This window comes from Streptomyces sp. NRRL F-5135, assembly GCF_000719775.1.
Taxonomy (GTDB): Bacteria; Actinomycetota; Actinomycetes; order Streptomycetales; family Streptomycetaceae; genus Streptomyces; species Streptomyces hebeiensis.
Genome location: NZ_JOHR01000013.1, coordinates 231,672 through 244,686, shown reverse-complemented (window position 1 = coordinate 244,686; position 13,015 = coordinate 231,672). Strand labels below are relative to the sequence as shown.

Sequence of the window (13,015 nt, the reverse complement as noted above, 5' to 3'; positions counted from 1 at the left end):
GTTATGTCACATCGACGAAGTCGCCCGCCGTTGTGACCGCCGGAGTCGTCGGCGTACCCGCGAAGACGAGGCGCCAGTAGCCGTCCGCCGTCGCCTTGACCGTGGTCCTCAGCTCGCCGGTGCCGCCCGTCTCGACCGTCTTGACCGTGGCGTACGCCGTCGCCGTCGCCGCGCGGAACTGGAGCTTGACGGGTTGGCCCGCGTAGCCCTGGTAAGCGCCGTCGGGGGCGGCGGCGCCCTCCCAGTCCGCCCGGCTCAGTCCGCCGGTGACGGTGAGCGTGCCGCCCTTGCGCACGGGCTCGGGCGCGGCGTTCACGGTGAGCCGGGAGTGGCGCTGGAGCTGGACGGTGCTCGCCGCGCGCAGGTCGGCCAGGCCGCTCCCGTCGTTCGACCGGGCCCAGACGGCGGCCTTCCAGGCGCCCGCGAGCGCGTTCCTGCCGAGGGTGAGCCGGGGATCGACGTACGCGAAGGCCGCCTCGCAGGTGGAGGTGGTGGCGGTCACCGGGGTGCAGGTGGCCGGGCGCGTGGCGAGGAGGACACCGTCGGGCGTGTCCGGTGGACCGTGGTACAGGTACAGGTCGCCGTCCGCGACCCCGGCCGGGTCCGTGGCGGTGAAGCGGGCCGTGAACTCCCGCTCGCCGGTCGCCGTGAACACGACGGGCTTGCCCCCGTTGACCGTCACACCGGAGATCCGGGTCCCGCCGACCGTCTCGTCCCCCTGCGTCGCCGGCCCGGCGAAGGCGCGCAGGACCGTACGCCGTACGCTCCCGCCCTCGTCGTTGACGGCCGTGACGCGCAGTGAGACGAAGGACGCGGTCGTCGGAACCGGCAGGCGCGCGGACGCGGTCCCGGCCCTGGACGCGGTCCCGGCCCCGGCCCCTGGACCGGCGACGGACATGCGGGAGGCCCCGGCACTCGCACCGGCCCCGGGGCCCGCCCCCGGGGCCCCCGTTCCCGGACGCGTCGAGGAGTCGGTCAACGGCGTGCGGGTCAACGGCAGGTCCGTCCACCGGCCGCCGTCGTCCGTCGAGTACGCGATCCCCGTCACCGTCTCCCCGGCCTGCGAGGCGCGCGTGACCGCCCGCGCCGTGACCGTCACGGGATCCGTCCCCGCCGTGTTGCGCGCGTCGAGTCCCGACACCGTCATCCCGACGCCGATCAGCGGCAGCGGCACGCGGGCGCTCGTGTCCTGCGAGGCGAAGCTCCATTCGCTGCGCACCAGGGTGGACAGCCGCGCGTAGGGCACCTTGCGGGTGACGGTGTGCTCGAGTTCGTAGGTCCGGGAGCCCGCCGGCACGGAGGCCGACACCCCCTGGGCGGGCTTCAGCCCGTCCGCCCGGACGATCGTGTTCCCCTGGTGGCTGAGCCGGTACGACGCCCGGGAGCGCTCGTCGCCGCCCGCGTTGCCGGCGGCGTCGGTGAACGTCCCCGGCTCGTACAGGGACAGCTTGCCGCCCTGCCGCGTCGATCCGCCGCTCTGGTCCGGGCCGGGCTGGAACGGTGCCGCGCCGAAGGTCTCGCGCGCCGAGGCGTTCGCCGCGGCCGCGTTCGCCGCCCCGGGAGAGGCGGCGGCCGACGGCGTGGGCAGGGTCCGGTCCGGCAGCGTCAGCGCGTGTTCGTACGTGCCGTACTGGAGCATCCGCCCGTAGGTGACGCCCGGCGTGACGTACTCGGTGACCGTACCGCCGGCGCGCACCGGCGCGTCCAGGTAGACCCCCGTCCACTGCCCCGTCTCCGGTACGGAGAGCAGCGCCGCGCCGACCCCCGCCTTGGGCGCCCGTACGGTTGTGACCGTCTTCGCGAGCTGCGCGGTGCGCACCCGCGCGACCGGCGCGGCGGGGACCGTGTCCGTGAAGGCGTGCGTCAGGTCGTAGCGGTACGGACTCGGCACGGACGCCGACGTGCCCTTCTTGACCAGGACGTCGTGCACGCGCAGCGCGGCCCCGGGCACGGAGAACGGCGTCGCGTAGACCTTGTCGGCGCCCTGTCCGGCGAACCCGGCCAGGTCCCCGCCCGGTACGGAGATCCACACCGCCGAGCCGCGCCGGACGGCCGTGGCGTCGTCCGACACGGTGACGGCCGTCTCCTTGGCCGCCCGCTGGTCGAAGGCCACCGTGAGCCCGGCGTCGGTGACCTGGAACGTACGGGCCAGGAGGTAGCTCGGCTGCCCCGGATCGCTGTGCAGGGCCACGGCGAAGTAGTCGCCGGGAGGCAGCTCGACGGTCGAGGCGGGACCGCTCGCGTCACTGTTCACGGGGTACGGGGTCCAGGTCGCCCGGTCCCAGAGCGTGAACGTCTTGGTCGTGACGTCGGCGTGCGTGATCGTCAGCGTGACGGGGTACGTGCCGGCGTCGGCGGTGCGTGCCGCCGTCGCGCGTGCTTCCCTGCCGGGGAGGGGCATGCGGGTGGGCGCCACGGCCGTACGACGGGCCACCGGCCGTACGCTCAGCTCGCCGTCCGCCACGGTGTACGCGTAGCGCCCGGGCGCGGCGCGGTTCGGCGCGGGGTCGATACGGAGGTGGCGCGCCCGCGACGGCGCGCCGCTCGTGCCCGCCGCGTCCCTTCCCGTCAGCTCCAGTCGCTCACCGGTGGCGAGGCGGGCGACTGTTCCCCGGTCGGTGAGGCGGTCGGTGAGGCGGTCCGGCGTGGCGCCCGGCCGCTCGGCGGTGCGACCGGGAGCGGCTCCGGCCGGCGCCGCCCCCGCCACCGACGGGGCGGACAGGGCCGACAGGACGGTGAGCACGGAGAGGGCCGCGCAGGTCAGCGCCGCGGGGACGCGCGCTGCCGTGACACGTCTTCGTCGGTTTCTCTTCCCCGGCCGGTGTTCACCGGCGCTCCGGGCTTTCCAGTTGAGCGGCATGACGTCCGCGCTCCCCTCCGTCACAGGTCCGTTCGGACCGGGGGAACAGCCTTACGGATCCCTCGCCCGATCGCCACATGGCCCCCGCCGCTCCTCAACGGCGGTGCGATCAAGGCTCATCGGCCGGCCGTCGGGCCCGGCTGCTGTTCCGCTATCGAGTCCAGTTGTTCCGCGGCCGGCCTGAGCGGCCACAGGTCGCCGCCGGGCGGTGCCTCGAGGTGCGGTACGGCGGCGCGGGCCGCGCGGTCGCCCGCGTCGGCCGCCGCCCGCACGGTGTCGCTCGCCGCGTACCGGCGGAAGTCCAGCTCCGGGTGGGGCCAGGGGCTCTTTCCGGTCGCGGCCGGGAGCAGATAGCGGACGGCCTTGAACAGGCCCTGTCCCTCCGGCCCTTGATACGTCCAGAGATCGACACCGACGTGCTGTCCGACGGCTGCGAGGCGCGCGTACGCGACGAGGTCGAAGGTCGAGTAGTGCCAGCTGCGCGTGCGTTCGAGCTCCTGGGGCTGGCTGCCGTCGGCGGCGATCTGCGCGTCGATCCGCTTCGCCCGGGCGGCGAGCACCGTCGTACGGGCGAGCCGGCGGTCGCCGGTGGCCAGGGCGAGGGCGGCGACCTGCATGTCCATGAAGGTGCCGTGGTTGTTGTCGGCGGCCGACTCCTCCTTGCCGAAGGGGGAGCCGACCAGCCAGTCGAGGAAGTCCTCGTTCCAGGCGCGCATGCCGGCCCGGTCCGCCCTCGTCCAGCCGGGCGCGCCGGTGTCGAGGACCGCGAGCGCGTCGAGGACGCTGGTGTACTGCTGCGAGAAGTCGATGATGCCGATGGCCCGGCCGTCGTACTTGCAGGGGATGAACTGCCCGTGGTTCAGGTTCGGGTTCATCCGTGTCGCGGGCGCGACGAACCAGGTCCGCAGGATCTCGGCGGCCTCCCGCGCGTACCGCGCGCGCCCGGTGTAGTACCAGGCCAGGCTGAGCGTCGTGGCCGAGTTCACGACCTTGCCCAGGTCGGGGCGGTCGGTCCCGGTGTCGACCTCGGGGTTGCGCTCGCCGTCGCGTTGGATGTACGGGCAGCCCCGGGGGTTGTCCTCGGACTGCGGCTGCGAGGGCCACCAGTAGGGCGCCTGGCTGAGGTAGTCGTGCGGGTCGCCGCTCGGGGCGGGCGCGGGTTTGTCGGTGACGGTCCACGGGCCCTGGCCGAGCCAGGAGTCGGCGCGTGCGGTGAGGGCCTCGAGGGCGGTACGGAGGGCGGGGTCGGGACGGCCGCTCGCGAGCGCGAGCCGGGCCTGGCGCATGCGCTGCCCGTCGATGACGACGGTCGCGGGGGTGGCGATGCCGGTGACGCCGGTGGTCGCGGAAGCGGCAGCAGTGGTTCCGGAGGAGCCAGAGGCAGAGGCGAAGGCGGAGGAGGCGGAGGTGGAAGGGGAGGCGGAGGCGGTCGAGGGGGAGACGGCCGGTCCGACGAGGCCGCCCAGCGTGACCGTGACGGCTGTCAGCAGAGCGGCGAGGGAACGCCGCCGTAAGCGGGGGGAGATGTCGCTCATTTCCGCGCTCCCATCAAGTATGTGAACGGTATTCATGAACGAGACCGTGTGAGCGTAGGGGTGTCAGGTCGCGCTGACAACGGTTCGGGCACGATTCACGGACGCGGACCATGGTGGGGCGTGGCCGGCCGCGACTCATGGCGGCGGCCGACACGTTCGCCCTGTCGCACGCTCTGCCTCGCACCCCGCCTCAGGCCCTGCCTCGTTCCCCGCCGCCCGCCCGTGCCCGCCCGCACTGAACGCGGCGGCGCGTGCGTACGTATGGGAGGGGGGCCCATCGTTCCCCGCCCCCGGGCCCCGGCGCTGGCGACGCGACTCGGTACGGCATTGGAGCCACGGATGAAGCACGCGCGACGTACCCTCCGGCGGATCGTCCGACTGGCGGCCGTCGGCGGACTCCTCTGCGGTGGGCTGCTGGTCTCGAACGCGGTGGCCGAAGAGCCCGGCGGGGCGAGAGCGGGCGGGAACGGCGCGTCCGGTACGCCCGGTACATCCGGGGCGTCCGGGGCCGCCGCGACGGGCGCGGGCCTGGTCGAGCGGCTCGGAACCTCCCGTACGGCCGGCACCTGGATCGGGTCCGACGGCCGGCCGGTGGTCGCGGTCACCGACGAGGCCGCGGCCGACGAGGTCCGGCGGGCGGGCGCGCGCCCCCAGATGACGCGCTACAACATGCGCGAACTGCGTGCGGCCACCGAGACGTTGAGCCGGTCCTCCCGGGTCGCCGGCACGGCCTGGGCGGTGGACTACGCATCCAACAAGGTCGTCGTACGGGCCGACAGCACCGTCTCCGCCGCCGACTGGTCCCGGATGTCGGCGGTCGCGCGGGACATCGGCGGGTCCGTGGAGATGCGCAGGACGGAAGGCACCTTCACCACCAGGGTGAACGGCGCCGCGCCCATCCTCACCAACGGCGGCCGGTGCTCGGCGGGGTTCAACGTGACCAACGGCGCCGAGCAGTTCATCCTGACGGCCGGTCACTGCGGGCCGGTGGGCACGGGCTGGTTCGCGGAGGACCTGGCGGCCGGTCAGATCGGCACCACGGTCGCGGGACGCTTTCCGGGGAACGACTTCTCGCTCGTACGGTACGAGGAGGGCGCCGCCCCCGGCGCCGACGCCAACATCGTGGACATCGGCAACGGCCAGGCCGTACGGGTCACGGGCGCCGCGGACCCGGTCGTCGGCCAGCAGGTCTTCCGCAGCGGCAGCACGACCGGACTGCGCAGCGGGCAGGTCACGGCGCTGAACGCCACGGTCAACTACCGCGAGGGCTCCGTCTCCGGGCTGATAGAGACCACCGTCTGCGCCGAACCGGGGGACAGCGGGGGGCCGCTGCTCGCGGAGGGGATCGCGCTCGGCATCACGTCGGGCGGCAGCGGGGACTGCACGAGCGGGGGAACGACGTTCTTCGAGCCGGTGACGTCGGCGATGAACGCCCTCGGCGTCCGGCTGACCGGCGCCGCCACCGCGGCGGGAGAGGCGGGCGGCGGCGCCCGGGAGGGCGGCGAAGGCGGCGCGTCGGACGCCGCACCGGCCCCCTCGGTGCCGGCGGCCGGGGGGATCGCGGCTCCGGGGCCGGGCGCGCAGCGCACGGTGACCGGGATCGTCGACCTCGAGACCCTCATACCGGGGCTGGTGCTCATCGTGGTGAGCGTGCTGGGGCTGGCGGTGGCGCAGTCCATACGGACGGAGAAGGCGAGCTACCGCAACCAGTACTCCCAGAGCTGGGGCTGACGCCCTGTCATGACAGTCGGCGCATCCAGGACCCCGGCCTCCCGAGGGGCCTGGGTGAGCAGCTGATATGACGATTCATCAGGACTGCGTAGTGCCGCTCCGGGGCGGCCACACGGGTGAAATATCAGCAAGTCGTGCTCATCCGACGCACTGAAAACCATATTGGCGGGTTTCTTGGTGCGTGCCCACAGGTCGTGGCGAGCACTGCGTCACGGCGCTGCCGGAACTCAGTGGAGGAAACACGCCATGCCAACCACACCCGTCGCCAAACGGCCCTTCGACGCCGTCGTGCCCGTCCTGATGGCCGTCCTGAGCGTGCTCGGCCTCGCCGGCCAGAGCACCGCGGTGGCCGCCACGATCACGGGGACACAAACCGCCCGCGATTCGGTCCATCGAGCGGTACCAGAGTCCGTACCCCCCAGAACCGACTGGGATAGCATCGCCGCCTGCGAAAGCAGCGGCCGCTGGAACGCCAACACGGGCAACGGATACCACGGCGGTCTCCAGTTCGCGCCCTCCACCTGGCGTGCGTACGGCGGTAACCGCTACGCGCCGCGTGCCGATCTCGCGACACGTGCCGAGCAGGTCGCGGTGGCGGAGGCCGTCGCACGGGACCGCGGACTGTCGGCGTGGCCGCACTGCGGCAGGCGCGGCTCGGGTTCGGGATCGAGCACGGGCTCCGGCTCGGGCTCCGGCTCGGGGTCCGGTTCGGGATCGACCGGAAACGGCTGGAGCAGCAGCTCGAACGGTAGCTCGAACAGCGGCTCGACCGCCGGCAGCACGGCATCCGGGAGCGCGTCCTCCGGCACGTCGGGCGGTACGCCGAGCGTGACCGGGACGAACCGGCCGTCCTCGTACGGGACCGTCACGCCGTCGCGGCGGCCCATCCCGGCGTCCGCGAACACCTACACCGTGCAGGCGGGCGACTGCCTGTCGGTCATCGCGCAGCGGGCGGGCGTCAAGGGCGGTACGCAGGCCCTGTACGCGCTGAACAAGAAGATCCTCGTCGAGGGGCCCGACCGGATCTACCCGGGCCAGCGCCTGCGCCTGCGCGCCTGAGAGGCGTCACGCTCAGGCCCGAGGCCCGGGGCCCACGCCCCGGCCGCGCCCACACGGCCACGACCACGCCCCCCGACCTCATGGTGAGGCCGGGGGGCCTTGGTTTTCCCCGCCTTTTCGCCCGGGCGCCGAGCTGAGCCGGCCGCGTACCCGATTGCCCGAACAGACGGATGCTTTTGCCCGGATTAGGGGCACCCATAGGGCATGAGCGACTCGCACCAAGGCCCAGGCCAAGGTCCAAGCCCCGGTCCTGGCCCCGACCCCGACCGCACACCCGGCGTCGAGCCAGGCGGCGTGCCGCCCGGAGAGACGCCGCCCGGCGAGGGAGGCCTGTCCGGAGCCGGGCCGCGGGAGACCCACAACCCCACGAGAGGCTGGGCGAAGGGCCCGCTCGTCCTCATCGCCCTCGTGGTCCTGCTCTTCGCGGTCGGTTTCCTCGCCTACGCGGTGTACGTATGACCGGAGCGTAGGGCGTCGTACGCGTGGCCCCCGTCGCACGCACGGGACGCGGGCCACTCGTCCGCCTGACGAGGGACGGACGCGCGGCGCGGGACCGGGTTGTTTCGCGGCGGCGTACGGGGTGACCCGACAGGGGAGCGCATACGTCCGAGAGAGAGGCTTCGACCATGGGTGAGGCACAGGCGGACCGGGAGCAGGCGGCACGGCTGCCCGACGGGGACGTGGTGGCGATCCTGCTGGAGCAGCACGCTCGTATCCGGGAGCTCTGCACAGAGGTGAGGAACACGCGCGGCAGCGCCAAGCGGCAGGCGTTCGACGACCTGCGGGCCCTGCTCGCCGTCCACGAGACCGCGGAGGAGATGATCGTCCGCCCGGTCGCGGAGGACACCGCGGGGAAGCGGGAGGCCGACGCCCGGAACCGCGAGGAGAAGGAGGCGAACCACGTACTCGCCGAGCTGGAGAGGATGGATCTCGACAGCGCGGAGTTCGACGCCGAATTCGCGGAGTTCGCACAGTCGGTCGTCGAGCACGCCGAGCACGAGGAGCGGGAGGAGTTCCCGGCGGTGCGGTCGGGGCGCACGAGGGAACAGCTCCAGACCATGGGCAAGCGGTTGCGGACGGCGGAGAAGATGGCGCCGACGCGCCCGCACCCGGCCGTGGCCGGGTCGCCCAAGGCGCAGTGGGCCGTGGGCCCGTTCACGTCGATGCTCGACCGGGCGCGGGACGCGATCAAGAGCAGCGCGTAGCGCGTGGCGCGTGGCGCGTGGCGCGCGCGGGCGGAAACGGACGCGGCACGGCGACCCCGGTGAGGGGGCGCCGTGCCGCGCGCGTGTTCCGGCCGGGCGGGACGCTCAGGAGGCGGTACAGCCGCCGACCGTCGGTGCCGTCCAGTTGCCGTTCGCCATGACCGTGAAGCCGAAGCTCGTCGCCGTCCCGGCGCCCAGGCCGCCGTTCCCGTTCGGCCTCATCGTCATCACAGTGCCGCCGGCCTCCCAGGTGGGACTGCCGTTCCACGTCGTGGAGACCGTCTGCGGCGACCGTAAGGTGACGCTCACGGTCCAGCCGCTGATCGCCGTACCCCCGGCCGTCACCGTCACCCTGCCGTTGAAGCGGTCGCCCCACCGTTCCGTCTCGGAGTAGGTGGCCGTGCAGGTCAGGCCGCCGCCCCCGCCTCCGCCACCGCCGCTGGTGCCGCCCAGGGCGGACAGCACCGAGGTGTAGGCGGCCTTCTTCCCGTAGTTGTTGTCGAAGAGCAGCGGAGTGCCGCTCGCGCGCCACGAGTACTTGTCCGTCACGCCCCACACGGTGATGCCGGTGCAGCGGGAGACGGCCAGGCACGCCTGGACGACACGGCGGTAGCTGTCGGCCTGAGCGGTGCCGGAGCCCTCGATGTCCAGCTCCGTGATCTGTACGTCGACGCCCAGGTCGGCGAAGCGCTGGAGGTTCTGCTGGTAGTCGCCGGGCACCGGGGACTGGCTGTTGAAGTGCGACTGGAATCCGACGCAGTCGATCGGCACGCCGCGCGCCTTGAAGTCGCGGACCATGGCGTAGACGGCATTGCTCTTCGCGTTCTGGCCGTCGGTGTTGTAGTCGTTGTAGCAGAGCTTGGCGGCGGGGTCGGCGGCCCGGGCGGTACGGAACGCCTCCTCGATGAAGCCGTTGCCGATCTTGTCCTGGAACGGTGAGCTGCGCCGGGCGCCGGAGTTCCCGTCCTGGAACGCCTCGTTGACCACGTCCCACGCGGCGATCCGGCCCTGGTAGTGCTGCATCACCTTGGTGATGTGGTTGTTCATCGCCGAGCGCAGGTCGCCGGCCGCGAGTCCGCCCACCCAGCCGGGCAGCTGGGAGTGCCACACCAGCGTATGACCGCGGACCTTCATGCCCTTGCCCTGCGCGTGGCTGACGATCTGGTCGGCGGAGCCGAAGGTGAACGAGTTGCGGGTGCGTTCGACGGCGTCCCACTTCATCTCGTTCTCGGGTGTGACGCTGTTGAACTCCCGGTCCAGCGTGGCCGCGTAGTCCGACTCGCCGAGGTGGTTCGCGGCGACCGCGGCACCGAAGTACCGGCCCTTCTCGGCCGCCGCGGCGCCGAGCGTCGAGGCCGCGAGCGTCGAGGCCGCGTGCGCCGGCGCGGAGTCTCGTGCGGGGGTCTGCGCGGCGCTCACGGAGGGCGCCGAGGTGAGGGCGGTGGCGGCCACGACGGCGGCGGCCAGCAGGGCGTGCCCGCGCGCCCGAACGGACAACGCTCGCTGTTTCCGCTGCTCTCCGTGCTGTTTCCTGTGCCGCTCCCTGCGTGTCAGCTTTCCGGTCACGCTTCCTCCTCGGAGGTCGACGGAACGTGCGGGTTTCGGTGCGGTTCCCGGGGCAGTGCCCTTTCGGAAAGTGAAGCAAAAGTTTCGGCGGCCGCAAGGGGTGGCGCGCGACGTAATTCCGGCCGGGGGTCGGGCGGCACGCCGTACGGGCGTGCGCATGAGCCCATCCGGGACGGTTCTCGTCCAGATCAGGGTCCAGAGAGGCCCAGAAAGTATCGCCAAAGAAGGCGGCATGTTTCGGTCCCGCGGGTGATGGGTGAGTACCGGCAGGGCGGTTGACGGCCGGGGAACGCGAGCCTCCGCACAACCATCCACAGCGGTCACCCGTCGCACAGGGAGCCGCATCCACAACGCCCGGCGAACAGAAAGGGGTTCACGAGATGTCATCGCAGCGCCTGCGCCGGTGGTCGGCCACCGTGACCGCGGCGGTCACCGCCCTCCCGACGGCCCTCCTCGCGACCGTCCTCGTCACCGCTCCCGCCCAGGCGGCCGATGCCGCCGCGCCCGACGGCCCCGTCCTGAACTTCCACGTCGCCCGGCCGGAGGTCGGCCTTCCCCAGCCCGCCGACGGCGTCGATCCCGCGCAGATCGGCTGGAGTCTGAGCGGTGACGCCGACGGCGGCACCGCCGAGGACGTCGTGGTCGGGGTCGATGTCTCCGGGATCGCCTCCTTCGCCGATTTCCGCGGCGCGAGCTGTGCCGGCACCCGGTGTTTCTGGCCCGCCAAGGACATCGCTCCGGACGGTGACGCCGGCGGGTTGCTCGAAGTGTTCGCCAAGCCGGACGCCCCGCTCGGCACGACCGGCACCGCCCGGCTCTTCGCCACGTCGTCCAACGCGACCGTCGTCGAGACCACGGTGCGCGTCACCGTCGGCACGGTGGAACTGTCCGTCAACCGGCTGCCCGATACGGACAGTGCCGTGCCGGGCTCGGCCCTGGACGCCCCGATCACCGTCTCCAACGCCGGTTCGCTGCCCGCGCGGGGCGCCATTCTGCGGCTCGTGACCACCCCGGGGCTCGGCTTCGCGCAGCGGTTCGCCAACTGCGAGTACGGGACGACCGCCGACGAGGTCCCCGGGCAGACGTTGGGGGAGGCGGTGTGCCACATGGGTGGACCGGTCGAACCGGGGAAGCGGTACCGGCTGTCCACGGCCGTGGGGCTCGACGTCAAGCGGACGGCGCTCTTTGAGTTCCTGCACTACAGGATCACGCCGGCCTCGGCCTCGGCGTCGGCACCGACGCGGACATCGGCCTCGGCTTCGGCCTCGGCTTCGGCCTCGGCTCCGGTGTCGACGGCGGCATCGGTCCTCTCCGCCCCGAACGGTGCCGCCCACCGGCCCGTGCTCTCGCTCGTACCGGACGGGAGTGCCCCGCCGAGCGGTTCCGAGCCCGAGCACGTCCGGTGGATCGTCAACGCGGTCAACACCGCGGACATCGCCGTGACCGGCGACACCGTCATGGCCGAGCCCGGTGACGAGGTCACGTTGACGGCGAAGGTGCGCAACGACGGGCCCGCGTCCGTCAACCTGCTGACCTCCGACGACCATCTCGCGGTGCTGGTCGACATCCCCGGGGGAACCACGGCGGTGCGGCTGCCGAAGCGCTGCGGCGTCTGGACGGGCGGGGGGATGGGCGAGCCGGAGCCCGGCGCCCGCCAGTACGTCTGCACGATCGGCAGGCCGTTCGGCGTCGGACAGGTGGCGAGCCTGCCGTTCACGGTCCGGGTCGACGCCGACGCGCCGGCCACGACCAGCGGGGACGTGCGCAGCATGACGGTGTGGGGCGGGAAGACGGCGTACGACCCAGACGACGACAACAACACCGGCGCGTTCACGGTCCTGGTCAAGCGCGCGTGAGGAGTCCGTGACGGATGGGTACGTCATGGACACGCGCGTCATGGACACGCGCGTCATGGACAGGAGAGTCGAGCTCAGGAGCGTCAAGAACGGGTGCGTCAGGGACGGGTACGTGACGTACGCCTGACGGCGGCGCCTCGGCCGTACCGTACGTGGGCCGGCCGGGGCGCGTGCCTCATCGCGCCCCGCGAACCACCCGTCATTCCGGAGCGCCGGGCTCCGATGCCCACCCCCGTGGGGCAGCGGTGCCCGGCACCCCGGAGCCGGACGCCGTTGCCGGCGAGGCTGTCGAGGTAACGGTGCGGGTGCGCGTGTTCACTGCTGTCGATCCTGGCCCGACCGCCAGGTTAAGTCAACTATGGTTGAGCGTTCGCGAGGTTAGCGCCTATAATCCGTCACCGGATGCCCCATTGCTGGCGATTTGGTCACAACAATCGTGTAATCGATGAGGCGGTGTGATGTCCTCCGCAGGCCGAGGAGTTCTATGATCCGGCCCATGGCCACCGATCCTCCACGTTCAGAAGCGTCGGCCTTCCGACCCGGCGACGGTGGGGACCCGTCGGACTCTCGGGACTCGCTGGCCACGCCGCGCACTTCCGTGTCGCCCGGCGTCCCCGCGTCTTCCGGCGCTCCCGCGTCCTCCGGCGTGCCCGCCTCGCCCGACCCCGCCGACTCCCCCGACTCGGCCGACTTCGCGGTCCGTTTCCGGCGCGTGATCTCGGTGATCTACCCGAGGGACCTGGGCCGCCCCTGGCGCGATTCGGAGATCGCCGAGGGCACCGGCCTCAGCGGCACGTACATCGGCAACCTCCGCAAGGGCACCCAGAAGCCCAGCCTGGAGAACGCGGTGAAGATCGCCAAGTTCTTCGGCGTCCCGCTGGACTACTTCACCGACTCCGCCACCGCACAGGCCGTCGAGCGGGACTTGCGGAAGATCGAGGCATTGCGGGACGCTCGGGTCGAGCGCATCGCGATGCGTGCGGCCGGCCTGCCGCCCGAGATGCAGGACGCCGCCCTCACCGTGGTGGAGCAGCTACGGAAGGCGGTCGGGCTGCCCGACGGCAGCCCCGAGGCGTGACCGGATACGGGCAGGCGCCATACGGGCACACGCCATCCGGGCGGACGCCGCTCGGGCGTTGGCGATTGGCCGACGCCGCTGATGGGTCTGATGGGGACGACGTGCGAGATCTTGGACGTACCCGC

General features: G+C 72.6%; 9 protein-coding genes. 6 read left to right on the top strand and 3 right to left on the bottom strand.

All coding sequences use genetic code 11. The annotated features are described in order from the left end of the window. Position 1: 1 nt before the first annotated feature. Both IG02_RS43065 and IG02_RS0123485 read right to left on the bottom strand, forming a co-directional pair. Positions 2–2,860 (bottom strand): hypothetical protein, encoded by a 2,859-nt coding sequence (locus tag IG02_RS43065; RefSeq protein WP_234314875.1) that lies wholly within the window; start codon positions 2,858–2,860, stop codon positions 2–4. 116 nt (positions 2,861–2,976) lie between these two features. Then, positions 2,977–4,395 carry an alginate lyase family protein gene (locus tag IG02_RS0123485; RefSeq protein ID WP_051765577.1) on the bottom strand — a complete coding sequence of 473 codons (1,419 nt, stop codon included), beginning with the start codon at positions 4,393–4,395 and terminating at the stop codon, positions 2,977–2,979. A 339-nt stretch (positions 4,396–4,734) separates the two neighbouring features. On the opposite strand from IG02_RS0123485, the gene IG02_RS0123480 reads away from it, so the two are divergent. The 4 genes from IG02_RS0123480 (at position 4,735) to IG02_RS0123465 (ending at position 8,390) form a co-directional block, all read left to right on the top strand. Next, positions 4,735–6,126, top strand: a complete 1,392-nt coding sequence (locus tag IG02_RS0123480; protein ID WP_030751531.1) for a S1 family peptidase — start codon at positions 4,735–4,737, stop codon at positions 6,124–6,126. A gap of 246 nt (positions 6,127–6,372) precedes the next feature. Beyond that, entirely contained in the window at positions 6,373–7,185 is an 813-nt protein-coding gene (locus IG02_RS43680; protein WP_030751529.1) for a transglycosylase family protein, read from the top strand. 204 nt (positions 7,186–7,389) lie between these two features. Next, a complete protein-coding gene (locus IG02_RS0123470; RefSeq protein ID WP_030751526.1) occupies positions 7,390–7,644 on the top strand; it encodes a DUF6480 family protein in 255 nt (84 codons plus the stop codon). A gap of 167 nt (positions 7,645–7,811) precedes the next feature. Further along, positions 7,812–8,390, top strand: a complete 579-nt coding sequence (locus tag IG02_RS0123465) for a hemerythrin domain-containing protein (RefSeq protein ID WP_030751524.1) — start codon at positions 7,812–7,814, stop codon at positions 8,388–8,390. Positions 8,391–8,495: 105 nt separating this feature from the next. Here IG02_RS0123465 and IG02_RS0123460 read toward each other — a convergent pair whose 3' ends face one another. Further along, a complete protein-coding gene (locus tag IG02_RS0123460) occupies positions 8,496–9,887 on the bottom strand; it encodes an endo-1,4-beta-xylanase (protein WP_030751521.1) in 1,392 nt (463 codons plus the stop codon). Positions 9,888–10,336: 449 nt separating this feature from the next. Here IG02_RS0123460 and IG02_RS0123455 point away from each other — a divergent pair, with 449 nt between their 5' ends. After that, positions 10,337–11,812 carry a DUF11 domain-containing protein gene (locus IG02_RS0123455; RefSeq protein ID WP_030751520.1) on the top strand — a complete coding sequence of 492 codons (1,476 nt, stop codon included), beginning with the start codon at positions 10,337–10,339 and terminating at the stop codon, positions 11,810–11,812. A 646-nt stretch (positions 11,813–12,458) separates the two neighbouring features. Beyond that, positions 12,459–12,890, top strand: coding sequence for a helix-turn-helix domain-containing protein (locus IG02_RS36855; protein WP_037804041.1), 432 nt, complete (start codon positions 12,459–12,461; stop codon positions 12,888–12,890). Positions 12,891–13,015 lie beyond the last annotated feature (125 nt).

Coding starts and splice junctions, on each gene's coding strand:
- IG02_RS43065 (WP_234314875.1), bottom strand. CDS start 2,860: ATGCCGCTCAACTGGAAAGCCCGGAGCGCCGGTGAACACCGGCCGGGG.
- IG02_RS0123485 (WP_051765577.1), bottom strand. CDS start 4,395: ATGAGCGACATCTCCCCCCGCTTACGGCGGCGTTCCCTCGCCGCTCTG.
- IG02_RS0123480 (WP_030751531.1), top strand. CDS start 4,735: ATGAAGCACGCGCGACGTACCCTCCGGCGGATCGTCCGACTGGCGGCC.
- IG02_RS43680 (WP_030751529.1), top strand. CDS start 6,373: ATGCCAACCACACCCGTCGCCAAACGGCCCTTCGACGCCGTCGTGCCC.
- IG02_RS0123470 (WP_030751526.1), top strand. CDS start 7,390: ATGAGCGACTCGCACCAAGGCCCAGGCCAAGGTCCAAGCCCCGGTCCT.
- IG02_RS0123465 (WP_030751524.1), top strand. CDS start 7,812: ATGGGTGAGGCACAGGCGGACCGGGAGCAGGCGGCACGGCTGCCCGAC.
- IG02_RS0123455 (WP_030751520.1), top strand. CDS start 10,337: ATGTCATCGCAGCGCCTGCGCCGGTGGTCGGCCACCGTGACCGCGGCG.